This is a genomic window from Geodermatophilus sp. SYSU D00766 (assembly GCF_054049915.1).
Window position 1 is genome coordinate 1 of the sequence record NZ_JBJGYI010000038.1, and the last position, 24,038, is coordinate 24,038.

The following is a 24,038-nucleotide window of genomic DNA, read 5'->3' on the forward strand; positions in this document are numbered from 1 at the left end:
CCGGTGTCGTGGCAGTGGTCGCCTTCAGCAGCTCCACTCCACGCCCGGAGGTCCTCCCTCACAAGATCCGTCAACTAGATCCCGTGGTCACACGCTCCCGACCAACGTTTCCGGTCAGTACAGCTAGTCCCGCGCCGGTCGGGCCGGCCACCTCCTGGTCCGGCCGTCGCTCGTGCTCTGCCCCGCACGCGTGGGCAGAGCACGAGCGCGCGCACCACCCCTGTGCCGGTCCGCCCTTCGTGCTCTGCCCCGCACGCGTGGGCAGAGCACGAGCGCGTGCCGGATGTCCCCACGACGGCGTCCGGCGCCGTACCTTCCCGCGCCGTGTCGACGGTGCAGACGGAGAAGAGGCCGCAGGAGCGGCGCGGATGGCGCAGCGGGGACCCGCTGCCGCCCCACGACGGTCCCGGGGCGGTCGGTCCGCCGCTGCGCTGGGCGCGCCGCTTCACCCCGCTGGGCATCGGCCGCCGCGCGGTCAGCCTGCAGATGTCCGGCGGCCGGCTGTCGATCACCCGCACCGCGACGTGGCGCGGCCGGCGGCTGGTGGTCGACGCCCCGCTGGCGGAGTTCCACAGCGCCGCACCCTCGCGGGGCGGCCGGGGACTGCACCTGTGGCACGGGGACCGGCTGTTCCGGCTGACCGGGGTGTCGACCGCGCCGTCCTCCGGCACCGTCGACCTCGGCGGCGGGGACGACCCGATCAGCGGGCTGATCGCCCTGGTCCTCCTGCCCGTCCTGCTGGTCGGCGCCCTGGGCGACTACACCGACAAGCTTCAGTCCCAGCGCGAGACCGTGCAGGCGACGCTGCGGTGGCTCGGCCCGGTGCTCGGGCCGCCCCCGCCCGGGCTGCAGGTGCGCCCGCCGCTGCCCGGCGGCCCACTGACCGCGGCCCGCTGGCTGCTGCGGTCGGCCGTCCTCGGCGCCCTGGTCGCCGGGTTCGTGTGGCTGCTGGTGCGGTGACCCCGCTCAGAGCGAGCGGATCAGGTGCCGGAAGAAGACCGCGCCGCGGTGCAGCGCGGCAACGCTGATCCGCTCGTCGGCGGCGTGCAGCGCGTCGAGCTCGCCGCGGGAGAGGTCGAAGGGCATGAACCGGTAGACGCTGTCGCTGATCTGCGCGAAGTGCCGCGCGTCGCTGGCCTGCACCATGAGGTACGGCGCCACCGCCGCCTCCGGGTACACCGCCCGGACGGCGGCCTGCAGGGCCGCGTAGGCCTCGGTGTCGGTCCGCGAGACCGGTGACGGGTCGGTCCCCGACAGCACGGTGACCTCGACCGAGGGGTCGGCGACCACCCGGCGCAGCCGCTCGACGGTCGACTGCACCGTCTCGCCCAGCGCGATGCGGACGTTCAGGTGCGCCCGCGCCCGGGTGGCCAGCACGTTGCGCGCCCCGCTGCCCTCCAGCTCGGTGACCGCGACCGTGGTCCGCACCAGCGCGTTGGCCTCGCGGCTGGCCCGCGCCAGCGCCGTCGCGAGCACCGGCCGCAGCACGGGGGCGTGGGCGAACAGCGCCCGGTACGCGCCCGTGGCGTGCCGGCCTGCGGCGTCGACCATCCGCAGCACGACGTCGTGCAGCCGGGCCGGGAAGGGCGCGGCGTCCAGCCGCACGATCGCGCGGGCCAGCCGGGCCGGGGCGCCGTCCGGCGTCGGCGAGGAGGCGTGCCCGCCGGGGTCGGTGGTGACCAGCTCGACGTCGAGCAGTCCCTTCTCGGCCAGCCCGACGACGGCGATCTGCCCCGGCACCCCCGGGAAGACGCCGGTCACCACGGCGCCGCCCTCGTCGACCACCGCCCACGGCCGGATGCCGCGGTCGCGGAAGGCCTGCACCGCCAGCTCGGCGCCGACGCCGAGGACCTCCTCGTCGTCACCCGAGAAGACGTACACGTCGCGGGCCGGGACGTGGCCGGCCGCGGCCAGCGACTCAACCGCCTCCAGGACGGCGACCAGCGAGCCCTTGTCGTCGACGGCGCCGCGGCCGTGCACGACGCCATCCTCGACCGCGCCGGAGAACGGGTCGCGGGTCCACGCCTGGCCGGTGACCGGGACGACGTCGTGGTGGGCCATGAGCACCAGCGGCGGCCGGTCGGTGCCGCTGCGCCAGCGGTAGAGCAGCGCCCCGTCGCCCAGGACCTCCCGCTCGAGCACGCGGTGGGTGTGCGGGTAGAGCTCGGCCAGCCGGTCCCGGAACCGCCGGAAGGCGGCGGCGTCGACCTGGCCGGGGTCGCGGGAGGACACGGTGGGGATGCGGATGAGCTCGGCGAGGCGCGCCGCGGCGGCGTCGGCGTCCAGGCCCGCGGCGTCCGCGGGCGGGACGGGGGCGTGCCGCGGCCGGAAGCGGGCGACCCGGCGGGCGGCCGCGGCGGCAACGGCGGCGGTGCAGCCCAGGGCGAGCGGGGCGATCCTCACGCCGGCCTCCTCACGCCGTCTCCCGCACGCCCACGGCCTCCGGCCGGTCGGAGAACGCCAGCCGCGGCACGAACACCAGCGACAGCGCGGCCAGCCACGCCGTCGCCCCGCAGACGGCCCACACCGTGACGTAGCCGGCCAGCGACCCGGCGGTGCCCTCGGACCCGTCGGCGGCGGCCGGGGCCCCGGCGGCCAGGGCGACGGCGAAGACCGCCGAGGCGAAGCTGCCGCCCAGCACCTTCGTCGTGTTGGTCAGCCCGGTGGCCACGCCGGTGCGCCCGGGCGGGGCCGCCGCGGCCGCCGCGGCGGGCAGTGCGGCGACCAGCGCACCGGAGCCGAGGCCGGCGACCACCATCGCCCCGAGGACCTGCGGCAGCGTGTCGTGCAGCGGCACCAGCAGCAGGTACCCGAGGCCGGTGAGACCGGCGGCGCCGATGAGCGTGACCCGCGGGGTGGTGGCCTGCGAGACCCGGGAGAACTGGCTGGCGCCCACCAGCATCGACACCACGTAGCCGCCGATGACGATCGACACCTCGCTGGTCGACAGGCCCAGCCCGTAGCCGTAGACCTCCGGGTCGGTGCGGGCGTAGGTCGACAGCGGGCCCTGTGCGCCGAGCACGCTGACGCCGAAGAGCCCGGCGGTGAGCTGCACCGGCCACATGCTGGGGGAGCGCAGCACCCGGAAGTCGACCAGCGGGTCGGGACGGCGCAGCTCGTATTGGACGAACGGCACGACCAGCAGCACGCCGAGCGCGGTCACCAGCCAGGGCCACGGCTCGGCGGCACCGTTGACCCGGACGAACGTCAGCCCGCCGGTGATGACCAGCAGGACGACGCTGAGCAGGGCGACGCCGGTGACGTCGACCTGCCCGCCCGTACGGTCGGTGCTCTCCGGCACGCGGGTGAGCACGACGACGCAGACGCCGACGACGAGCAGGCCCGGGACCAGCAGCACCAGCCAGAACCGCCCCGCCAGGGCGGCACCGACCTGCCCGCCGCCGAGCGCGCCCACGATCGCGCCGGCCTGCAGCGCGGCGACGATCATCCCGGTGGCCCGCCGGGTGCTCGCCGCGGCGTCGGCCCGGCCGCGCGAGCGCGAGTGGATGAGCGCCACCTGCAGCGGCAGCCACGCCGAGTAGACGCCCTGCACCGCCCAGGCGACGAGGAAGACGCCGAAGTCCTGCGCGAACGCCAGCACCACCGTCGCCGCCGCGGTCACCGCCGCCGAGAGCAGCAGCATCCGGCGGTGGCCGTAGAGGTCCCCCAGCTTGGCCAGCACCGGCACCGCGATCGCCGAGAGCATCAGCTGGGCGGCCTCGAGCCAGTTGACGTCGGCGTCGTGGATGCCGAGGTGGCGGGCGACGTCGGTGAGCAGCGGGACGTAGTAGCCCTGCAGCACGCCGCTGGTGAACTCGACGAAGACCAGCCAGCCGACCAGCCCCCCGCCCAGCCCGGCGATGCGCCCGGCGCGCAGGGCGGTGCCGCTGCCGGTCATCCGACCGGGTCGCGCCACACCGGGCAGGACATGCACCGCGGCCCGCCCCGGCCGCTGCCCAGCTCCGAGCCCGCGATCCGCACCACCTCGATGCCGGCCGCCTCCAGCGCGGCGTTGGTCACCGTGTTGCGCTCGTAGGCCACGGCCAGCCGCGGCGCCAGGGCGAGGGTGTTGTTGCCGTCGTCCCACTGCTCGCGCTCGGCGGTGACCGGGTCCAGCCCGGTGTCGATCACCCGCAGCCGCTCGATGCCCATCGCCTCGGCGGCCGCCACGACGAAGGGCCGCGGCCCGGTCACCGACAGCTCGGCGGTGTCGGCGTCGTCGGGGGGCTCGTCCCCGGCGGTGACCGTCCAGGCGACCAGCGAGTCGGCGACGGCGGGGTACATGACCATCGCGTCGACGTCGACCATCGTGGCGATGGTGTCCAGGTGCATCGTCGCCCGCTCCTGCGCGATCGGGACGACGAGCACGGTGTGCGCCAGGCCGCGGGCGAACACCCGGCGCGCCAGCCGCTCCGCGCCGCCCGGCGTGGTCCGCTCCCCGACGCCGACGGCCAGCACGCCGGGTGCCAGCAGCAGGACGTCACCGCCCTCGAGGTGCTCCAGCGAGGCGTCGTAGAGCTGCCCGCTCCCGGCGAAGCGCGGGTGGTGCGTGGCGATCGCGCGGAGGATGGTGCTCTCCCGGTGCCGCGCCGGCATCGCCAGCGAGGTGATCGCCACCTGGTCGCCGACCCACACCGACGAGTCGCGGGTGAACAGCAGGTTGGGCAGCGGCGGGACGACGAAGTCCGCGCGGTCCATGATCTGGTAGGCCAGCCCGCGGCCGCCGCGCAGCTCGTCGTGGGCGAGGCCGCCCATCAGCGTGCCGGCCAGGTCCTCCGCCGCGAGCCCGGCGAGGTGGTCGGTCGCGGCGTGCTTGAGGGTGGCGCCCAGCCGGGGGTCGTCGACGGCGGCGGCAATCAGCTCGCTGCGCGCGGCGGGGTCGTCGAGCACGTCGGTCAGCAGCCGGCCGAGGTAGAGCACCTCGACGCCGCGGCCGGTCAGCGCCGCGGCGAACGCGTCGTGCTCCTCCTGCGCGCGGGCCACCCACGGCACGCCGTCGAACAGCAGCTGGTCGTTGTTGCGCGGGGTGAGCCGGCGCAGCTCGGCGCCGGGACGGTGCAGGACCACCGTCCTCAGCGGGCCGACCTCGCTGGTCACGCCCAGGGACGCGGGGGCGGTCGCGTCAGAGGGGGCCGGAGCGTTCACGGGGACAGAGGCTGGCACAGTGGCCCGGCCGCTGCCGTACGGGGTCCTCCGATCGGGGCGGACGACGCCCGGAGGCTGCCGTGGACCTGTTCGACCTGACCGGGAAGGTCGCCGTCGTCACCGGCGGCACCCGCGGCATCGGCCTGATGATGGCCCGCGGGCTGCTGCAGGCCGGGGCGTCGGTGTACGTCTCCTCCCGCAAGCCCGAGGCCGGTGAGCAGGCGGTGGCGGAGCTGTCGCCGCACGGCCGGGTCGAGTCGATCCCCGCCGACGTGAGCACCGAGGCCGAGTGCGTCCGGCTGGCCGAGGAGGTCGCCCGGCGCGAGGAGCGGGTGCACGTGCTGGTCAACAACGCCGGCGCCACCTGGGGCGAGCCCTTCGAGACCTTCCCCGCCTCGGCGTGGGACAAGGTCCTCGACCTCAACGTGAAGGCCCCGTTCTTCCTGACCCGGGCGATGGTCCCGCTGCTGGCAGCCGCCGCCACCGACGACGACCCGGCGCGGGTGATCAACGTCGGCAGCATCGACGGGCTGCACGTGCCGCAGCTGCCGACCTACTCCTACTCGTCGAGCAAGGCCGCGCTGCACCAGCTCACCCGCCACCTGGCCAAGGAACTCGGGCCGCGCCGGATCACGGTGAACGCCGTCGCGCCGGGGCCGTTCGAGTCGAAGATGATGGCCGCCACGCTCGCCGCCCGCGGTGACGAGATCGCCGCCAGCTCGCCGCTGGGCCGCATCGGCCGCCCCGACGACATGGCCGGCGTCGTCGTCTACCTCGCCAGCCGCGCCGGCGCCTACGTCACCGGCGCGGTCATCCCCGTCGACGGCGGCCGCGCGACCACCCTCTGACGGGGTCCGCCATCAGGCGGGGCGCTCCTGCACCGGCGGCTCGACGGCGGGCCGCCGGGCCGGCGCGGACCGGCGACGGCGCGGCGGGCGGTGCGCCTCCTCGGCCGGGACGCGGGCCAGGTGCGACTCGGCCAGCGCCACCTGGTGCGGCGAGCCGACCTTGCGGCCCTGCTCACGGGCGCCGGTCCACCAGTCGCGGGCGGCGACGGTGTCCCCGGTCTGCTCGGCGATCCGGCCCAGCAGCTCGTCGTAGGCGCCCAGGCTGAAGGCCGGCGTCCCCAGCACCGCCTGCCGGCCGCGGAAGGGCAGCAGCGCGACGGTGGCCATGGTGATCTCGGGCTCGTCGCCGAGGTGCAGCGCGGTCTCGGCCTGCAGCAGCACCGCGACGTCGCTGGCCCAGTCGCGGATCTGGGTGCGCCCCCACCGGGCGCGCAGCCGCCGGGCCTCGTGCAGGTCCCCGGACTCCGCGGCGGCCAGCACGGCCATCAGCTGCAGCAGCGGGTTGCCCTCGTCGCCGGTCTCGACGAGCAGGTCGATCGCCTCGGGCAGCCGGCCGTCGCCGCGGCGCAGCGCGAACTGGTGGGCCGCGAACGCGTGCCGGGAGTGCGGCGTCACCCGCCGGTACAGCTCGTGGGCCTCGGTGGTCAGCTCCTCGGCGCGGGCGGCGTCGCCGGCGAGCCACGCGGCGCCGGCCTGCTGCCACAGCACGTGCGGGCGCACCTCGGGCCCCGACAGCGAGAACGCCAGCCGCCGCCCGGCCTCCAGGTCGGCCTCGAAGCCGGCCCGGTCGGTGAGGTGCAGCCGGATCGCGGCGCGGTGCAGCCGCGCGTAGAACTCGGTGCGCCGCGGCAGCCCGCGGCCGGCCAGCGCCAGCGCCTCGTCGGTGGCCGCCAGCCGCAGCTCCGCCGCGCCCGGCCGCCCCCACACCGCCAGCGAGTAGTTGTTCAGCACCCGCCCCAGCAGCTCCGGGTCGCCGGCGCCGCGGGCCAGCGCGACGGCCCGCTCGGCGTAGCGGACGCCGCGCTGCAGGTCCTCGCTGAAGGCCAGCTCGACGCCGAGGGTGCCGAGCAGCCGCGCGGTCAGCCGGTCGCGCTCGGCCTCCGTGGCGTCCGGCGCGATGTCGTCGCGGTGTTCGAGCAGGTCCTCCAGCAGCCCCACCATCTCGGTGTCGACGACGCCGTGCGGCCGCCAGTTCCACAGCGTCACCGACCCCCAGACGGCGGCCGACTCGAGCATGCAGCGCCGGTCGCCGAGCTCGCGGGCCAGCGCGAGCGCCTCGCCGACCACCTCGTGCGCCTCGGTGCGCTGCCCGCTGCGCAGCAGGTCGTTGCCGAGCGCGGTGAGCAGGTCGTGCCGGGTGCGGGTGGCGTCGGGCGCGGTGGGGTCGAGCAGCCGCAGGGCACGCCGGGTGTGCAGGGCGGCCTCGCCGTCGGCCAGCCGGGCGCGGGCCACCTCCGCCGCCGCGGTCGACCACCGCAGCCCGGGTCCGGGCCCGGAGATCGGCGCCGCCTCGACGAAGTGGTGCGCCAGCCGCTCGACGAGCGCGTCGTCGGCGCGGCCACCGGTGACCCGCTGCTCCAGCGCGGTGCCGAGCCGGGCGTGCAGCTGCGCGCGGCGCAGCGCCGGCAGGTCCTCGGCGAGCACCTCCTGCACGAGGGCGTGGGTGAACCGCCAGCTCCACGGCGCCGAGCCCTCGCCCACCAGGCCCGCGGCGGCCGCGGCGTCCAGCGCCGCCAGCACGGCCTCGGCCGGCTCCCCGGTGGTGCGCAGCAGGTCGAGGGTCACCTCGCGGCCGGCGACGGCGGCCAGCTCCAGCACCGGGCGGGCGCCCTCCGGCAGCCGGGCCAGCCGGGTGCGCAGCACCTCGACCACCGACGGCGGCACCGGCACCCGGTCCAGCCGCAGGTGGCGGGCACCGCGCATCCACCGGGTCAGCTCGACGACGAAGAACGGGTTGCCCGCCGTGCGGTCGTGCACCGTGGCGGCCAGCGCCGGGTCACCGGCCCGGCCCAGCTGGGCGGCCAGCAGCGAGCCGACGTCGTCGGGGGTCAGGCCGTCCAGGGCGAGGGTGACGGCGGCCGGCTCGCGGGCCAGCCGCGCCAGGCAGTCGCCCACGGCCTCGGGCAGGTCCTCCCCGACGCTGCGGACGGTGACCACCACCAGCAGCGGCACCCGCGGCAGGTGGCGGGCCAGCAGGCCGAGCAGCTGCACGGAGGTCTCGTCGGCGCCCTGCAGGTCGTCGAGCACCACCAGCACCGGCCGGGACCCGGCGGCGGCGACCAGCCGCGCGCGCACGTCCTGGAACAGCCGGAAGCGGGCGGCGTCGGCGTCGGTCTCGCCGTCCTCGGCGACCGGGGCCGGCGGCTGCTGGCCCAGCTGCTCGAACACCTGCGTCCACGGCCACAGCGGTGGGGCGCCGGCGTCGTCGGCGCAGCGGCTCTCGGCCACCGCCCACCCGGCGGCCCGGCTCATCGCGGCGACCGCCTCGGCCAGCCGGGTCTTGCCGATGCCGGCCTCCCCGCCGAGCACGACGACGGCCGGGCGGCCGGCGGCCACCCCCTCGGCGACCGCCTGCAGCCGGGCCAGCTCGTCGCGCCGGCCGACCAGCGTGTCGTCGGCGGGCGCGGTCAGGGGGGCCGGTGCCGAGGGCGCCGGCGGCACGACCGTCAGCGCCGGGCGCGGCGGGCGGCGGGCCAGCGCCGGGTCCTGGCGGAGGACGCGGCGCTCCAGCTCGCGCAGCTCGGGACCGGGGTCGATGCCCAGCTCCTCGCGCAGCAGCTCGGTGCAGCGGCGCAGCGCGTCGAGGGCGTCGGCCTGCCGGTCGGCGGAGTAGAGGGCGGTGACCAGCCGGGCCCACAGCCGCTCGCGCAGCGGGTGCTCGGCGACCAGGCGCTGCAGGTCGCTCACCGCGGCGTCGGCCCGCCCGGCGGCCAGCAGCGCGTCGCAGCGGCGCTCGCGGGCCCGCACGTGCAGCTCGGTCAGCCGGTGCCGGTCGGCGGCGCCCGGACCGTCGCCGAGCTCGGGCAGCGGCTCGCCCCGCCACAGCTCCAGCGCCCGGTCGAGGGCGGCGACGGCGGCGTCGGGGTCGGTGTCGGCGGCGCGGTCGCCCTCCTCCACCAGCCGGGCGAAGCGCAGGCTGTCGAGGTCGTCGGGATCGACGGCGATGCGGTACCCGGGTGCCCGGGTGAGCAGCACCGTCGCCGGCTCGCGCGGCCCGCGCGAGGGCTCGAGGACCCGCCGCAGGTGGGAGACGTAGGCCTGCAGGGTGCCGGTGACGGTGGGCGGCGGCTCGTCGCCCCACAGCGTCTCGACGATGCGGTCGACGGCGACCACCCGACCGGCCTCGGCGAGCAGCAGGGCCAGCAGGGCGCGGGGCTTGGCGCCGCCGACGTCGACCGGCCGGCCGTCGGGGCCCGTGACCTCGAGGGGTCCGAGGACGCGGTACCGCACGAGGCGGGATCTTCGCAGGTCCGGGGCGGAAACGGGAGGGGGTCGCGCGCGGGGCGCCCGGATCGGCTCCCCATGCGAGACCTGCAAGTCCTCTCCAAGTGGCAGGCAAGACCGCGTCGCGAGGGTCGTCGCCGATCCGAGCCCCGCCGTCCACCCCCACCGCCCGAGGAAGCCCGAGGAAGCCCGCCATGACCCTGACCGAGGCCGCCCCCGCCCTCCCCGTCCCCTCCGACCTCGACGTCGACGACCTGCGCCTGGAGGTCCGCGGCCCCGTCCTCGCCGCGGGCGACGCCGGCCTCGCCGCCGAGGTCGCCACCTGGAACACCGCGGTCACCCACACGCCCGCGGTCGCGGTGGGCGCGGTGTGCGCCGCCGACGTCGTCGCCGCCGTCCGGTTCGCCACCGCCCACGGCCTGCCGGTCGCCGTGCAGGCCACCGGCCACGGCCCGGTGCGCAACGCCGACGGCGCGGTGCTGGTCACCACGTCCCGGATGCAGGGCGTGCGGATCGACCCGGGGGCCCGCACCGCCCGCGTCGAGGCCGGCGTGAAGTGGACGACGGTGCTGGCGGCCGCCGCCGAGCACGGGCTGGTCGGGCTGTGCGGCTCGTCGTCCGACGTCGGGGTGGTCGGCTACACCCTCGGCGGCGGCGTGGGCCCGCTCGGCCGCCGGTTCGGCTTCGCCGCCGACTCCGTGCTCGCCGTCGAGATCGTCACCGCCGACGGCGAGCTGCGCACCGTCACCGCCGGGTCCGACCCCGAGCTGTTCTGGGCCGTCCGCGGCGGCAAGGGCAACTTCGGCGTGGTCACCGCGCTGGAGTTCCGCCTCTTCGCCGTGCCCGCGCTGGTCGGCGGCGGCCTCTTCTTCGCCGGTCGCGACGCCGCCGCGGTGCTGCACGCCTACCGCGCGTGGGCGCCGACGCTGCCGGAGGAGGTCACCTCCTCCATCGCCGTGCTGCGGATGCCGCCGCTGGAGGAACTGCCCCCGCCGCTGCGCGGGCAGACCGTGGTGCACCTGCGCTTCCTCTACGCCGGCGACGACCCCGATGCCGCCGCCGCGCTGCTCGCGCCGATGACCGGCGCCGGTGAGGTGCTGCTCGGCGGGGTCGGGCCGATGCCGCCCACCGCGCTCGACGCCGTCCACATGGACCCGACCGAGCCGATGCCCGCGTGGGAGAAGGGCGCGCTGCTCGCCGACCTGACCGCGGAGACCGTCGACGCGCTGCTGGCCGTCGCCGGCCCGGAGGTGCAGGTGCCGCTGGTCATGGTGGAGATCCGCCAGCTCGGCGGGGCGCTGGGCCGGCCCGCGCCGGTGCCGGACGCGGTGCCCGGGCGGCACGCCCCCTGGTCGGTGTTCGTGGTCGCGCCGATGGTGCCCGAGCTGGCCGAGGTCGTGCCGCACGTCGGCCGGGGCGTGCTGGCCGCGCTGGCGCCGTGGACCGCGCCCGGCGGGCTGGTCAACTTCCTCGGCGACGTCGACGGCCCCGCGGAGGTGCTGGCCGCCTGGGACGCCGGGTCGCGCGAGCGGCTGCTGGCCGTCAAGCGCGCGGTCGACCCCGGTGACGTGTTCTCCGGCGGTCACGCCGTGCGGGCCTCCGGTGCCTGACGCCCCGCGGCTGCCCCGCTCGCTGCGACGGCGGGCGGGGACGCCACCGGCCGTGCCCCCGCCGGGCTGGGCGCCGTCGGCCGAGCGTCCGCTGCACGCGTGCCCGGACCCGGCGGAGGACTCCGCCGGGGAGTCGGCCGGTCAGGGAGCAGAACCCCCGGATGGCAGGTCCCACGGGGACCGAGTCGCCGCCTGACCGCCCGCGGACCTGCTCAGGTGTCCTGAGGGGCGGGCACCACGGTGACCTCCAGCCAGGTGTCGCTCCCGAAGTGCACGCTGTTGCGCGACAGGTACGGCGGCACGGGCAGGTCGAACTGCGCGTACCCGTGTCCGACGCTCTCCCGCAGCAGGTCCGTGCGGCTGCCCAGCTCCAGCCGGAGCCTCTCCCCGGCCCGCAGCAGCACCGGAGCCGGCGTGAGACTGAAGCGCAGGACGACCGGCGCACCCGGGGTCAACGGCTCGCGACGGTCGGCGTCGAGGGCGATCTCGACGGCCGAGCCGCGGGTGGGGTCCTCGGTGCGGGTGGCCGGTCGCAGGCCACCCAGGGACAGCAGGTGCGAGCGGCCCTCGCCGTCGACGCGGCTGAGCCGCGCCAGCACGTAGGAGTCGATCTCGGTGCAGCTGAAGGACAGCTGGGCGGTCACCGCGCCGGCCAGCCGGAGGTCCTCGTCGACGGGGAGCTCGAAGGCCAGGGTCTGCGGCGCGAGGTCGTCCAGCCCGGGGAGGACCGGCACCCCGTAGGGCACGGCTGCCCACGCGTTGGAGCCGGCTCCCGCGGGCTCGGCGCCCAGCCGGTGGGTGGCGGAGTCCGCGCCCCCCGACCCGAGGTGGAGCCACCGGGTCTCACCGGCCGGGGGTGGGAAGGCGGTGTCGGCGGCGAACTCGCCGACGCCGTCGACCCAGTAGCGCACGTGTGGCTGCTCGGCGTAGCCGTTGTCGACGCGGCGGAGCACGTGGTCGAAGAAGGCGAGCGCCTCGCCCTGCCAGGCGTAGACCGGCAGGTCGTACACCGGCGGCCCGATGACCAGCCACCTGTCCCCGGCGGGCGTGCCGGCGTGCTCGACGAGGTCGTAGGCGCCGAACTGGTGCAGGTTGAGGTAGCCGGTGTTCTGCACCGCGACGAAGGGCACGTCGATCGCGGCCAGTTCGGCGCGGGTGACCTCGCGGGCGGTGCTCCCGGTGCGGGTCTTCTCGTCGAACAGCCACCGCGCGTAGACCTCCGCGTAGCCGCGGGTGGGGGTGCGGGTGAGGAAGGCGGCGAACAGGCGCTCCACGTGGGCGTGCACCGCCTTCTCCAGCAGCGGGTGCGCGGCCCCGTTGGTCAGGTGGCTCAGCAGCGCCCGCCGCTCCGGCGACACGCGCAGCTCCTCCTGGCCCTCCGTGAAGTTCGCGCCCATCCACAGTCCGAGGAAGAAGCTGGCGGGGACGCCGCCGAACTGCACCACGTGGCGGAACAGGTCGGTGGACAGCTCGTTGGCGAAGAACGCCCTCAGCGCCGGAGGCCGGCGGGCGGCGACGGCCGGCTGGGTCAGCGCGTAGTACGAGGTGCCGAACAGCACCACCTCGCCGGTGCACCACGGCTGCTGCGCGGCCCAGGCGATGACGGCCTCGTGGTCGTCGACGTCCCGCGGGTCGAGGAAGGGCAGGGGCTGCCCGCCCGAGCGGCCCGTGCCGCGGCGCTCGACGACGACCGGGCAGTAGCCGCGGTCGGTGAACACCGGCGGCGAGCCGATCTCGTTGGACCCGGTCGGCACGCCGGCGGTGTGCAGCTCGGTGCTGTACGGCCCGAAGGACACCACCGCCGGGTACCGGCCGGACACCGCAGGGGTGTAGACGTCGGCGTTGAGCTCGACGCCGCCGGCCACCGGGACGCGCTGACCGGCCAGCACCCGGTTGCCCAGCCCGTCCATCGCGACCGCACGCGGCTGCCACCCGGCGTACTGGATCCCGCTGGTCGAGCCCCTCAGGGGGACGCGCGGCGTCATCTCACGAGGATCCCTCCCGGTCGGGCAGCAGGACGCCGGGGTTGCAGACGCCCCGGGGGTCCAGCCGCTGCTTGACCGCCCGCAGCACCGCGACGCCGAGCGGGCCGACCTCGCGCTCCAGCCAGGGGCGGTGGTCGGCCCCGACGGCGTGGTGGTGGGTGAGCGTGCCGCCGGCGGCCAGCAGCGCGTCGGTGGCCGCCCGCTTCGCCGCGAGCCACTGCGGCAGCGGGAGGGCGTCGTCGCGGTCGGCGAGCACGGTGACGTAGAGCGAGGCGCCGGTGGGGTAGCCGTGCGAGACGTGGCTCATCACCAGCGGCTGCCTCCCCTCGCGGCCCAGCGACGCGCGCAGCGCCGAGCGGACGGCGTCGTACACCGCGGGCAGGTCGGTCCAGGTGGCCGCCGTCTCCAGCGTCTCCACCAGCAGCCCGGCGTCCATGAGCCGGTCGCGCAGGTACGGGGCGGCGTAGCGGTGCCGGCGCCACGACTCGCCGACCCGCCGGCCGAGCGGCACCGCCCCGTGCTCGCGCAGCACCGCCAGCGCCGCCCCGCGGCGGGCGCGCACCAGCGGCGGCAGCCCCTCCCACCCGACGACGAGCAGGCAGCCGGCGCCGCGGCCGCGGGCCCGCAGCGACCCGCGCAGCAGCCGCGCCCCGGTGCCGCCGGCGTTCAGCAGGGTGGCGCGGGTCTCGTCGGGGTCGGAGAGCCGCACGACGTCGGGCAGCAGGTCGTGCCGCGCCAGCCGCTGCAGACCCGCCAGCCCGTCGGCCCAGCTGCGGAACGACCAGCCCTCGTAGCGGGCGGCCCGCGGCGCCGGCCGCACCCGCAGCCGCAGCTCCGTGATCACGCCGAGCGCGCCCTCCGAGCCCAGCGCCAGGCCGAGCAGGTCCGGCCCGGCGGCCGACGCCGGCGGGTGCCCGAGCTCGAGCACGCCCGACGGCGTGGCCAGCGTCAGCCCGGCCACCAGGTCGTCGAAGCGGCCGACGCCGGTGGAGGCCTGACCGGCCGAGCGGGTGGCCGCGTAGCCGCCGACGGTGGCGAACTCCCAGCTCTGCGGCAGGTGCCCGAGCGTCAGCCCGTGCGGCGCCAGCGCCGCCTCCAGGGCCGGGCCGCGCGCGCCCGGGCCCACGGTGACCAGCGACGACGCGACGTCGACGTCGGTCAGCGACGCCATCCGCGCGAGGTCCACCGCCAGCGACGGCCGGTCGTCGGGGTCGACGCCGGCCAGCCCGCCGACGACGCTCGTGCCGCCGCCGAAGGGCACCACCACGACGCCGCGCTCGCTGCACAGCGCCAGCAGCGCCGCCGTCTGCGCGGTGCTCCCGGGCAGGACGACGGCGTCCGGGGCGCCCGCGGCGTCGCCCGCGCGCCGGCGGAGCAGGTCGGTGTAGCTCCGGCCGCCGGCCCGGCGCAGCCGCGCGTCGCGGTCGGTGCGCACGTGCTCCTCGCCCAGCAGCGCCACCAGCTCGGCGTGCACGTCGGCGGGCAGGCGGGAGGGCGCCAGCCGGATCTCGTCGACGGCGACCGGCGGGGTGGGCCGCGGGGTCCAGCCCAGCTCGCGGGCCAGGTGTCGGCGGGCGGCCCTCGGCAGCGCCGCGGCGAGGTCGGGCGCCTCGGAGGCGCTGCCGGGCCCCCAGCCCTGGACGGTCAGTTCCGGCTGCTCGGACACGGCTACAGTCTGCCGGTGCGCCGAGGGCGACCCCGCAGGTGAGCGGCGACCCCGACCTCGGCCCGGCCCGCCGCGCGGCCGACCTCGAGGCGCTGGCCCGCGGCGCCGACGTCGTCGTGGTGGGCGGGGGAGTGACCGGCGCCGGGGTGGCGCTGGACGCCGCCGCCCGCGGCCTGTCGGTGGTGCTGCTCGAGCGCGCCGACCTCGCCGCCGGCACCAGCCGCTGGTCGAGCAAGCTCGTGCACGGCGGGCTGCGCTACCTCGCCCACGGCGAGCTCGGGCTGGCGCGGGAGTGCGCCCGCGAGCGGGCCGTCCTCATGGGGACCACCGCGCCGCACCTGGTGCGGCCGCTGCCCTTCCTCGTGCCCGATGCCGCCGGCCGGGACGTCAGCGCGGTCGGCGCGCTGGGCGGGCGGCTCGGGGACGCGGTGCGGCGGTCGGTGTCCGGCGGGCGCGGCTCGCTGCCGGGCACCCGGCGGGTGGGGGCCGCCGAGGCCGCCCGGCTGGTGCCGGCGCTGCGGCCCGGTGGGGGCGGTGCGCTGTTCTGGGACGGCCAGCTGACCGACGACGCCCGGCTCGTCGTCGCCCTGGCCCGCACCGCCGCGTCGCTGGGCGCGCGGGTGCTGACCGGCGCGCGGGTGGTCGCCGTCGACGGGCGGGAGGTGGCCGCCGTCGTCGACGGGGAGCCGGTGACGGTGCGGGCCGGCGCCGTCGTCAACGCCACCGGCGTGTGGGCGCAGGCGCTCGCCCCCGGGATCCGGCTGGCGCCCTCCCGCGGCTCGCACCTGGTCGTGCGGGCCGACCGGCTCGGCGACCCGCTCGCCGCGCTGACCGTGCCGCTGCCCGGGTCGCGGTCGCGGTACGTGTTCGCGCTGCCGCAGCCGGGCGGGCTGGTGTACCTGGGCCTCACCGACGAGCCGGTGCCCGGACCGGTCCCCGACGACGACCCGCGGCCGGGCGAGACCGAGGTCGACGAGCTGCTCGGCACCGTGAGCCGGGTGCTGGCGGTGCCGCTCACCCGCGACGACGTCGTCGGCGCCTACGCCGGGCTGCGGCCGCTGGTGCTGCCCGCGTCCGCCGGAGCCGGGCCCGGGGACGCGACCGCCGACCTCTCCCGCCGGCACCTGCTCCAGTGGGACGGACCGGTCCTGTCCGTGGTCGGCGGCAAGCTGACCACCTACCGGGCCATGGCCGCCGACGCCGTCGACGCCGTCGTGGCGCGGCTGGGTCGGGGCGCCCGCCGCTCGCGCACCGCGTCCCTGCCGCTGGTCGGCGCGGCGCCGCCGGCCGAGCTGGCCCGGGTCCGCGCGCCGGCCCGGCTGGTCGCCCGCTACGGCACCGAGGCGCCGCGGGTGGCCGCGCTGGGCGCCGGGCCGGTGGTGGCGGGCCGGCCGGAGACGGTGGGGGAGCTGCGCTTCGGGGTGCTCGCCGAGGGCGCGCGCACGGTGGGCGACCTGCTCGACCGGCGGGTGCGGCTGGGACTGGTCCCTGCCGACCGCGAGCGCGCCGTGCCCGCCGCGCAGGCCGCGGTCGCGGGCGGGGGTGGCGACCGGTAGGACAGGCCCGTGACCGCCCCGACCCTCGACGTCGACCCCTGGACGGTCCGCGAGCCGCGCGTGGACCCGGCGACCCTGCCCGTCGCGGAGTCGCTGTTCGCCCTGTCCAACGGCTTCCTGGGCATCCGCGGCACCCTGGACGAGGTCGAGCCGTGCGGCATGCGCGGCACCTACCTGTCCGGGGTCTTCGAGACCCACCCGCTGTCCTACCCCGAGGAGGGCTACGGCCAGCCGGAGGAGGGGCAGGCGCTGATCACCGTCGCCGACGGCACCCCGCTGCGGCTGCTGGTCGACGGCGTGCCGCTCGACGTGCGCGAGGCCCTGCCGGAGGTGCACGAGCGCACGCTGGACCTGCGCGCCGGCACGCTGGACCGCCGGGTCCGCTGGCGCACGCCGTCCGGGACGACGGTGGAGCTGACCTCCCGACGGCTGGTGTCGCTGGTGGAGCGGTCGGTGTGCGCGGTGCGCTACGAGGTGCGCACCCTGGACGGGCGGGCGCACGTGGTCGTGCGATCCGAGCTCGCCGCCGGGGCGGTGACGCCCGAGGGCGTGCAGAACGACGACCCGCGCGTGGCGGCCGTCCTGGACGACGCCTTCGAGCCGCGCGCGCAGATCGGCTCGCCGACCGGCGGCGCCCTCGTCGAGCGGACCCGCCGGACGGGCATCACCGTCGCGGCGGCGGTCGCCCACCGGGTCGAGGGCGGGCGGACGCGCACCGACGTCGACGAGCAGCACGTCACCACCACCGTCGCCGCCGACCTGGGCCCGGGCGACGCCGTCACCGTCGTCAAGGTGGTCGGCTACAACTGGTCGACCGACGCCGGGTCCGACTCCGTCCTGGGCCAGGCGTCGGCCGCCGTGGACTCCGCGCTCGACCTCGGCTGGGACGGCCTGCTCGACCGACAGCGCGCCGCACTCGACGAGGTGTGGGCGACCGGCGACGTCGAGGTCGACGGCGACCCGGAGCTGCAGCAGGCGCTGCGCTACAGCGTCTTCCAGCTCGTCTGCTCGGCCGCCTGCATCTCGGGGGCCGCCGTCGGCGCCAAGGGGCTGACGGGGATCGGCTACAGCGGCCACACCTTCTGGGACGTCGAGGGGTTCGTGCTGCCCGCCCTCACCCTCCTGCGCCCGGACGCGGCGGCCCGGCTGCTGCGCTGGCGCGCCTCCACGCTCGACGCCGCGCGGGACCGCGCCCGGACCCTGGGGCGGTCGGGTGCGGCCTTCGCCTGGCGGACGATCGACGGGCGGGAGACGTCGGCCTACTGGCCGGCCAGCAGCGCGGCGGTGCACGTCAGCGCCGACGTCGCCCGGGCGTTCTGGCTGTACGGGAACGTCACCGGTGCCGACCTCGACTCCGTCGGGGGCCTGGAGGTGCTGGTGGAGACGGCGCGGATGTGGGCGTCGCTGGGCCACGAGGACGTCGCCGGCGCCTGGCACCTGTTCGGCGTGACCGGGCCGGACGAGTACACCGGCGTCGTCAACGACAACGTGTTCACCAACCTGATGGCGCGGGCCAACCTCCGGCGCGCCGCCGAGGCCTGCCGGCGGCACGAGGCGCGCGCCGCGGAGCTCGGGGTCGACCACACCGAGACCGCCGCCTGGCGCGCCGCGGCCGACGCCGTGTGCGTGCCGTGGGACGAGAGCCTGGGCGTGCACCCGATGAACGACGACTTCACCGCCTTCGCGGAGTGGCCCTTCGAGGAGGAGCGGGACCGCTACCCGGTGCAGGAGCACCACCACTACGCCGAGTTCTACCGCCGCCAGGTGCTCAAGCAGGCCGACCTGGTGCTGGCGCTGTGGTGGTGCCGGGAGGAGTTCACGCCCGAGCAGGTGGCCCGCGACGTGGAGTACTACGAGGCGCGCACGGTGCGGGACTCCTCGCTGTCGGCGGCGGTGCAGGCGGTGGTGTGCGCCCAGGCCCAGCACCCCGACCTGGCGCTGCGCCACCTGCGCGAGGCCGCGCTCGTGGACCTGCGCGACCTGCAGCAGGGCACCGCCAAGGGGCTGCACCTGGCCTCGGTGGCCGGTGCCTGGCTGGCCCTCGTCGCCGGCCTCGGCGGGATGCGCGAGGACGCCGGCGAGCTGGAGCTCGCGCCCCTCCTGCCGGCCCGGCTCTCGCGGACCGCCTACTCCGTGACCTGGCGGGGCCGGCTGCTGCGCGTCGAGACCACCCGGGAGGGCACCACGGTCACGCTGGTCCGCGGCGAGGGCCCGGTGACCGTCGTCGTCGACGGGGACCCGCTGTCCGTCGCGCCCGGCGCCCCCGCCCGAGCGCCGCTGCGCGCGCCCACCCCGCTACTCGGCGAGCCGCGGCAGCCGGCCGGCCGCGAACCGCGCGCCTGACGTCCCAGTCTCTGGGAAGGGTGTTCCGCAGAGCGGGACGGCGGGGTCAGGATGCCGTCGTGGACACCTACACGCACGGGCACGCCGAGCCCGTCCTGCAGTCCCACCGCTGGCGCACCGCGGAGAACTCCGCCGGGTACCTGCTGCCGCACCTGCGACCGGGCCTGGAGCTGCTCGATGTCGGCTGCGGTCCGGGGACGATCACCGTCGACCTGGCCCGCCGGGTGGCCCCGGGACGGGTGCTCGGGATCGACGTCTCGGCCGACCCGCTCGGCGAGGCGCGGGACCTGGCGGAGCGCGAGGGCGTCGCGGTGACCTTCGCCGTCGGCGACGTCTACGCCCTCGACCTGCCCGACGACGCGGTCGACGTCGTCCACGCCCACCAGGTGCTGCAGCACCTGACCGACCCCGTGGCGGCGCTGCGCGAGATGGCCCGGGTGTGCCGGCCCGGCGGGCAGCTCGCCGTCCGCGACGTCGACTACGCCACCGTCGTCTGGCACCCCGCCGACCCCGGGCTGGACCGCTGGCTGGCGCTCTACTCCGCCGTCGCGCGGGCCAACGCCGCCGAGCCCGACGCCGGGCGGCACCTGGTGGCCTGGGCGCACGCCGCCGGGCTGCGCGACCTCACCGCCACGGCGTCGGCGTGGTGCTACGCGTCCCCGGCCGAGCGGGAGTGGTGGGGCCGCTCCTGGGCCGGCCGGGCCACCGCGTCGGCCTTCGCCGAGCAGGCCCTGGCCTACGGGCTGGCCGCGCGGGACGAGCTCGAGGAGCTCGCCGCCGCGTGGCTGCGCTGGGCCGCCGCGGACGACGGCTGGCTGGCGATGCTGCACGGCGAGCTGCTCATCCGCGTCTGCTGAAGGACCTCCGTGCCCCCCACCGCTCGCACGCTCGCGGCGGGCCCCTGCACGCGGACCGACCGCGACGGAAGGACCGTCAGTCCTGGCGGGCGGCGTTGGCCTGGACGGCGGTGCTCACCCACTGCGCCAGGCCCGGCGCCGTCTTCTCGTAGGTGGCGGTGAACCGCTCGTCCTCGACGTACATCCGGCCGAGCGCCGCGTGCATCTGGGGCGGGCAGTCGTAGAACCACCGGCAGATCTGCTGCCGCGCCTCCTCGGCCAGGTCCATGCCCTGCGCCGAGTCGGGCGCGACGCCGGCCCGCAGCGCGTCGGCCATCCGGCGGGTGAGGTCCTCGCCCTCGCCCTTGATGCGGACCCAGTCCTCCTTCGAGTAGGCCGCGGCGCGCCGCGAGGACTCCCGGTAGGCGTCGGTGTCGCCCCAGCGCTCCTGGACCTCGGCCTCGTACCGCTCCGGGTCGTGCTCGCCGAAGACCTCGAACCGCTCCTGCGGGGTCAGTGAGATCCCCATCTGTCTGGCCTCCATCTCCTTCTCCACGGCCGCGACCATCGCCCGCGTCCGCTCCAGCCGGTCCCGCAGCAGCCGGTGCTGGCGGCGCAGGTGCTCGGCGGGGTCGGCGGACGGGTCGTCGAGCAGGGTCGCGACCTCCTCGAGGGGGAACCCGAGCTCGCGGTAGAGCAGCACCTGGTGCAGCCGGTCCAGGTCCGCCCCCGAGTAGCGGCGGTAGCCGGCCGCGGTGCGTCCCGACGGCGACAGCAGGCCGATGCGGTCGTAGTGGTGCAGCGTGCGCACCGTGACCCCGGCCAGCGCGGCCACCTCACCGACGTTCACGCGGGTCCCTCCTCCCTGACGGCGACGAGTGCACAGCCTGACGCCGCGTCAGGGTCAAGCGCGATCCCCGGACGGCGGCGCACGGGTGTCTGGGCGAGGATGCCGGGGTGGCCGCTGAGGACGTCTCGCCCGAGGACCCCTTCCCCCGGCAGCGCGTGCCGGTGCTCGGCACCGAGATGGCCTACGTCGACGTGGGCGAGGGCGACCCGATCGTCTTCCTGCACGGCAACCCGACGTCGTCCTACCTGTGGCGCAACGTCGTCCCGCACGTGCAGCACCTCGGCCGCTGCATCGCCCCGGACCTGGTCGGCATGGGGGAGTCGGGGAAGCTGCCGGACCCGCAGCGGGGCACCTACTCCTTCACCACCCACGCCGCGCACCTGGCCGCGTTCCTCGAGGCGGTCGGCGTCGAGCGGCGGGTGACCCTGGTGCTGCACGACTGGGGCTCGGCGCTGGGCTTCGACTGGGCCCGCGCGCACCCCGAGGCGGTGCGCGGCCTCGCGTTCACCGAGGCGATCGTCACGCCGATGACCTGGGCCGACTGGCCGGCCGACGCACGCAAGATCTTCCGCACCATGCGCGGTGACGACGGCGAGACAGTCGTGCTGGAGAAGAACGTCTTCGTCGAGCGGATCCTGCCGGCATCGACGCTGCGCGGGCTGTCGCCGGAGGCGCACGAGCGCTACCGGCGGCCCTTCGCGACCCCCGAGGACCGCTGGCCCACGCTGGAGTGGCCGCGGCAGATCCCGCTGGACAACGTGCCGCCGAAGGTGCGCGACGTCGTGTCGCGGTACGGCGTCTGGCTGCGCGGCAGCGCCGTGCCGAAGCTCTTCCTGAACGCCGAGCCGGGGTCGATCCTGGTCGGGCGGCAGCGGTCGCTGGTCCGCACGTGGCCGTTGGTCACCGAGGTGACCGTGCCCGGCGCGCACTTCGTCCCCGAGGACTCCCCGCACGCCATCGGCCGGGCGCTGGCCGACTGGATCCCGACGCTGCCCTGAAGCGGGCTGTCGGGTTTCTCCAAGACCGCGCCGCCGCGGACGGCCAGGGTGGGCGCATGGCGATCACCGACGGCCGGCCCGGCGGCTACACGACCCTGACCCCCTTCCTCGTCTGCTCGCCCGCGGCCGAGGCGATCCGCTTCTACGAGGACGTCTTCGGCGCCACCACCGTCAGCCGCACGGACGGCCCCGACGGCACGGTCGCGCACGCCGAGCTGCAGTTCCCCACCGGCCGGCTGCAGCTGTCCGACCCCAACCCGCAGTTCGGCCTGGTCGCCCCCACCGGGCAGGCCGAGGACCGGGTCAGCGGCTCCACCTGCATCTACGTCCCCGACGTCGACGCGGTCTTCGCCGCCGCCGTCGCGCGGGGCGCCACCGTGCGCGAGCAGCCGGCCACCTTCGTCACCGGCGACCGGTTCGCCTCGCTCTACGACCCGTTCGGTCACCGCTGGGCGGTCATGACCCGGGTGGAGGACGTCAGCCCCGAGGAGGCCGAGCGCCGGCTGTCGGAGTGGGCCGCGTCGGGTGCCCTGGAGAGCTAATCGAGGGCGCGGCGGCGGAAGCCGACGAGGCTCAGGACGCCGAACACCGCCAGGAACCCGGCCAGTGCCAGCGCGCACACCGGCAGCGGCAGGTGCGGTACGTCCGGCGTCATCTCCGCGCGCAGCGCCTCGCTGAGGTAGGTCAGCGGGTTGACCGCGCACACCACCTGGAACCAGCGCAGCGTGTCGAGCGCGGGCCACGGGAACTGGGTGGAGCCGGTGAACAGCAGCGGGGTGAGCACGACGGCGAAGACGACGTTGATCCGGTTCGGCGTGACGAAGGTGCCCAGGACCATGCCCATCGCCGCCCCGACCAGGGAGCCGAGCACGAGGAACACCGCGAGCAGCGGCACGTCGGACCAGGTCACCGGCAGCGTGCCCAGCACCCACCAGCCGATCGGGAACATCACCGCCGCGGCCACCAGCGCCCGCGCGGTGGAGAAGACGATCTTCTCGACGGCGACCAGCGCGGTCGGCAGCGGCGCGAGCAGCCGGTCCTCGATCTCCTTGGTGAACGAGAAGTCGATGACCAGCGGGAAGGCGGTGTTCTGCAGCGCGGTGAGGAAGGCGGCGAGCGCGATGACGCCGGGCAGCAGCACGCCGGAGTAGGCCGAGGACGCGAAGCCGAGCTCGACGAGCACCTTGCCGAAGACGAACAGCAGGAACACCGGCTGCAGCACCACCTGCAGCAGGAAGGGCACGAACTCCCGGCCGGTGACGAACACGTCGCGCCACAGCAGCGCGGTGAAGGCCCGCCACACGTCGGGCCGGGCGGGCCCGGCGACCCCGGTGGCGCTCCGTGGCGTGTCGACGGCGGTCATCGCAGCTCCCGTCCGGTCAGGCTGAGGAAGACGTCCTCCAGGCTGGGCTCGCCCATGCGCACGCCGGTCAGCCGGGCCCCGCGGGCGGCCAGCACCTCCGAGACCGGCCCGACCGTCGTCGCGGCGTCGGCGGAGAGGTAGAGCCGGGCCCGCAGCCCGCCGGAGTCGGCGACCGGCTCGACCCGCTCGGCCTGCGGCAGCGCGCCGAGGGCGGCCAGCACCGCGTCGTCGCTGTCCCCGGGCGCCCGCTCGACGTCGACGTCGAGGGTGGCACTGCCCGGCAGCGACCGGGTGAGCGCGGCCGGGGTGTCCAGCGCGAGCAGCCGGCCGGAGTCCATGATCCCGACCCGGTCGGCCAGCGCCGCGGCCTCCTCCATGTCGTGCGTGGTGAGGACGACGGTGACGCCGGTGTCGCGCAGCTCGCGCACCCGCTCCCACACGAACAGCCGCGCCTGCGGGTCCAGCCCGGTGCTCGGCTCGTCGAGGAAGACCACCTGCGGGGCGTGCATGAGCGCCCGGGCGATGAGCAGCCGCTGCGCCATGCCCCCGGAGTAGTCGTCGACCCGGTCCCCGCCGCGGTCGCCGAGACCGAGCCGCTCGAGCAGCTCGTCGGCCCGGCGGTTGCGCTCGGCGCGGCCCACCCCGTGGTAGGCGGCGTGGAAGACCAGGTTCTGCCGGGCGGTCAGCGAGCGGTCGAGGTTGGAGCGCTGCGGCACCACCGACAGCCGGCTGCGCGCGGTGACCGGGTCGGCGGCGACGTCGACCCCCGCCACCCGCGCGGTGCCGCCGGTCGGCAGCACCCGCGTGGTGAGGACGCCGATCGTGGTGGTCTTGCCCGCGCCGTTGGGGCCGAGCAGCCCGAAGACCTCCCCGCGGTCGACGGCGAACGACACCCCGTCGACGGCGTTGGTCGGGCGGCCCGGGTAGCGCTTGACCAGTTCGCTGACCTCGACCGCGGCGTCCATCGACGGCGATGGTGCCACCTCCGGCCGACACCGCCGCCGTCACGCCGTGGGCGCAGCGGCCGCGCCGCGGGCGCCGTCGACGGTCGGCGCGGCGCCGTCCCCGGGCAGCGTGCGGTTGCCGAACGACCGCAGCCGCGGCGCCCAGCGGCGCATCGCCGACCGGTGCGGATCGGCGCGGGCGAAGGCCCGGACGGCGGCCTCGTCGTCCCACCACGACACGGTGGTGAAGGTCCGGGCCAGCGGCTGCGCCCGCAGCAGCAGCGAGCGGGCGCCGGGGGAGGCGGCCACCTGGCGGCGGATCGCGAGCGAGGCGGCGAAGAAGGCCGGGACGTCGGTGAGCCGGCGCAGCCGCAGCTCGGTGAGCAGCACGACGCCGGGCCCCTCGACGGTGCGGCCGGTGGTCCAGGGCAGGTCGGGGATGGCGGGCAC

Annotated in this window: 18 protein-coding genes; 8 read left to right on the forward strand and 10 right to left on the reverse strand. The window is 76.9% G+C overall.

Features of this window, described 5'->3' with window-relative positions:
* Nucleotides 1-324: 324 nt before the first annotated feature.
* A complete protein-coding gene (locus tag ACI8AD_RS20660) occupies nt 325-960 on the forward strand; it encodes a hypothetical protein (protein ID WP_456872405.1) in 636 nt (211 codons plus the stop codon).
* Between the two features lie 6 nt (nt 961-966).
* Here the strand turns inward: ACI8AD_RS20660 and ACI8AD_RS20665 are convergent, their stop codons facing one another.
* Genes ACI8AD_RS20665 through ACI8AD_RS20675 form a run of 3 tightly spaced genes read right to left on the reverse strand, consistent with a single transcriptional unit; the run spans nt 967 to nt 5,097 of the window.
* Nucleotides 967-2,403, reverse strand: a complete 1,437-nt coding sequence (locus ACI8AD_RS20665; RefSeq protein WP_456872406.1) for a M20/M25/M40 family metallo-hydrolase — start codon at nt 2,401-2,403, stop codon at nt 967-969.
* A gap of 10 nt (nt 2,404-2,413) precedes the next feature.
* Nucleotides 2,414-3,916 carry an MFS transporter gene (locus ACI8AD_RS20670; protein WP_456872407.1) on the reverse strand — a complete coding sequence of 501 codons (1,503 nt, stop codon included), beginning with the start codon at nt 3,914-3,916 and terminating at the stop codon, nt 2,414-2,416.
* Nucleotides 3,895-5,097 carry an arginine deiminase gene (locus ACI8AD_RS20675; RefSeq protein ID WP_456872408.1) on the reverse strand — a complete coding sequence of 401 codons (1,203 nt, stop codon included), beginning with the start codon at nt 5,095-5,097 and terminating at the stop codon, nt 3,895-3,897. The genes ACI8AD_RS20670 and ACI8AD_RS20675 overlap by 22 nt, the downstream gene beginning before the upstream one ends.
* 128 nt (nt 5,098-5,225) lie before the next feature.
* On the opposite strand from ACI8AD_RS20675, the gene ACI8AD_RS20680 reads away from it, so the two are divergent.
* Entirely contained in the window at nt 5,226-5,993 is a 768-nt protein-coding gene (locus ACI8AD_RS20680; protein WP_456872409.1) for an SDR family oxidoreductase, read from the forward strand.
* 12 nt (nt 5,994-6,005) lie between these two features.
* Here the strand turns inward: ACI8AD_RS20680 and ACI8AD_RS20685 are convergent, their stop codons facing one another.
* The gene (locus tag ACI8AD_RS20685) at nt 6,006-9,443 is read right to left on the reverse strand and encodes a BTAD domain-containing putative transcriptional regulator (protein WP_456872410.1); all 3,438 of its coding nucleotides are present in this window, start codon (nt 9,441-9,443) and stop codon (nt 6,006-6,008) included.
* 188 nt (nt 9,444-9,631) lie between these two features.
* On the opposite strand from ACI8AD_RS20685, the gene ACI8AD_RS20690 reads away from it, so the two are divergent.
* Nucleotides 9,632-11,047 (forward strand): FAD-binding oxidoreductase, encoded by a 1,416-nt coding sequence (locus ACI8AD_RS20690; RefSeq protein ID WP_456872411.1) that lies wholly within the window; start codon nt 9,632-9,634, stop codon nt 11,045-11,047.
* Nucleotides 11,048-11,259: 212 nt separating this feature from the next.
* Here the strand turns inward: ACI8AD_RS20690 and ACI8AD_RS20695 are convergent, their stop codons facing one another.
* Nucleotides 11,260-13,032, reverse strand: a complete 1,773-nt coding sequence (locus ACI8AD_RS20695) for a CocE/NonD family hydrolase (RefSeq protein ID WP_456872412.1) — start codon at nt 13,030-13,032, stop codon at nt 11,260-11,262.
* 1 nt (nt 13,033) lies between these two features.
* The gene (locus ACI8AD_RS20700) at nt 13,034-14,698 is read right to left on the reverse strand and encodes an FAD-binding oxidoreductase (RefSeq protein WP_456872413.1); all 1,665 of its coding nucleotides are present in this window, start codon (nt 14,696-14,698) and stop codon (nt 13,034-13,036) included.
* A gap of 38 nt (nt 14,699-14,736) precedes the next feature.
* Between ACI8AD_RS20700 and ACI8AD_RS20705 the strand changes: the two genes are divergently transcribed.
* The 3 genes from ACI8AD_RS20705 to ACI8AD_RS20715 are packed head-to-tail and all read left to right on the forward strand — an operon-like array spanning nt 14,737 to nt 19,454.
* Nucleotides 14,737-16,254, forward strand: coding sequence for a glycerol-3-phosphate dehydrogenase/oxidase (locus ACI8AD_RS20705; RefSeq protein WP_456872414.1), 1,518 nt, complete (start codon nt 14,737-14,739; stop codon nt 16,252-16,254).
* A gap of 9 nt (nt 16,255-16,263) precedes the next feature.
* Nucleotides 16,264-18,597: a glycoside hydrolase family 65 protein gene (locus ACI8AD_RS20710; protein ID WP_456872415.1), complete on the forward strand. Its 2,334-nt coding sequence runs from the start codon at nt 16,264-16,266 to the stop codon at nt 18,595-18,597.
* Between the two features lie 59 nt (nt 18,598-18,656).
* A complete protein-coding gene (locus ACI8AD_RS20715; protein ID WP_456872416.1) occupies nt 18,657-19,454 on the forward strand; it encodes a methyltransferase domain-containing protein in 798 nt (265 codons plus the stop codon).
* 76 nt (nt 19,455-19,530) lie between these two features.
* Here the strand turns inward: ACI8AD_RS20715 and ACI8AD_RS20720 are convergent, their stop codons facing one another.
* Nucleotides 19,531-20,283, reverse strand: a complete 753-nt coding sequence (locus tag ACI8AD_RS20720) for a MerR family transcriptional regulator (protein ID WP_456872417.1) — start codon at nt 20,281-20,283, stop codon at nt 19,531-19,533.
* A gap of 107 nt (nt 20,284-20,390) precedes the next feature.
* Between ACI8AD_RS20720 and ACI8AD_RS20725 the strand changes: the two genes are divergently transcribed.
* Both ACI8AD_RS20725 and ACI8AD_RS20730 read left to right on the forward strand, forming a co-directional pair.
* Complete coding sequence (locus tag ACI8AD_RS20725) at nt 20,391-21,281, forward strand: haloalkane dehalogenase (protein WP_456872418.1); 891 nt, start codon at nt 20,391-20,393, stop codon at nt 21,279-21,281.
* A gap of 56 nt (nt 21,282-21,337) precedes the next feature.
* Nucleotides 21,338-21,823, forward strand: coding sequence for a VOC family protein (locus ACI8AD_RS20730; RefSeq protein ID WP_456872419.1), 486 nt, complete (start codon nt 21,338-21,340; stop codon nt 21,821-21,823).
* Here the strand turns inward: ACI8AD_RS20730 and ACI8AD_RS20735 are convergent.
* From ACI8AD_RS20735 to ACI8AD_RS20745, 3 genes are read right to left on the reverse strand one after another with little or no spacing between them, the layout of a single operon-like run.
* Nucleotides 21,820-22,644: an ABC transporter permease gene (locus ACI8AD_RS20735; RefSeq protein ID WP_456872420.1), complete on the reverse strand. Its 825-nt coding sequence runs from the start codon at nt 22,642-22,644 to the stop codon at nt 21,820-21,822. The genes ACI8AD_RS20730 and ACI8AD_RS20735 overlap by 4 nt on opposite strands.
* On the reverse strand, nt 22,641-23,609 hold the full coding sequence (locus tag ACI8AD_RS20740) for an ABC transporter ATP-binding protein (RefSeq protein WP_456872421.1): 969 nt from the start codon (nt 23,607-23,609) through the stop codon (nt 22,641-22,643). The genes ACI8AD_RS20735 and ACI8AD_RS20740 overlap by 4 nt, the downstream gene beginning before the upstream one ends.
* A 39-nt stretch (nt 23,610-23,648) precedes the next feature.
* On the reverse strand, nt 23,649-24,038 hold the full coding sequence (locus ACI8AD_RS20745) for an antibiotic biosynthesis monooxygenase family protein (protein WP_456872422.1): 390 nt from the start codon (nt 24,036-24,038) through the stop codon (nt 23,649-23,651).

Bases quoted from the DNA above. Each gene is read 5' to 3' on its own strand.
- ACI8AD_RS20735 (WP_456872420.1), bottom strand. From the start codon at position 22,644: ATGACCGCCGTCGACACGCCACGGAGCGCCACCGGGGTCGCCGGGCCC.
- ACI8AD_RS20690 (WP_456872411.1), top strand. From the start codon at position 9,632: ATGACCCTGACCGAGGCCGCCCCCGCCCTCCCCGTCCCCTCCGACCTC.
- ACI8AD_RS20740 (WP_456872421.1), bottom strand. From the start codon at position 23,609: ATGGACGCCGCGGTCGAGGTCAGCGAACTGGTCAAGCGCTACCCGGGC.
- ACI8AD_RS20730 (WP_456872419.1), top strand. From the start codon at position 21,338: ATGGCGATCACCGACGGCCGGCCCGGCGGCTACACGACCCTGACCCCC.
- ACI8AD_RS20695 (WP_456872412.1), bottom strand. From the start codon at position 13,032: ATGACGCCGCGCGTCCCCCTGAGGGGCTCGACCAGCGGGATCCAGTAC.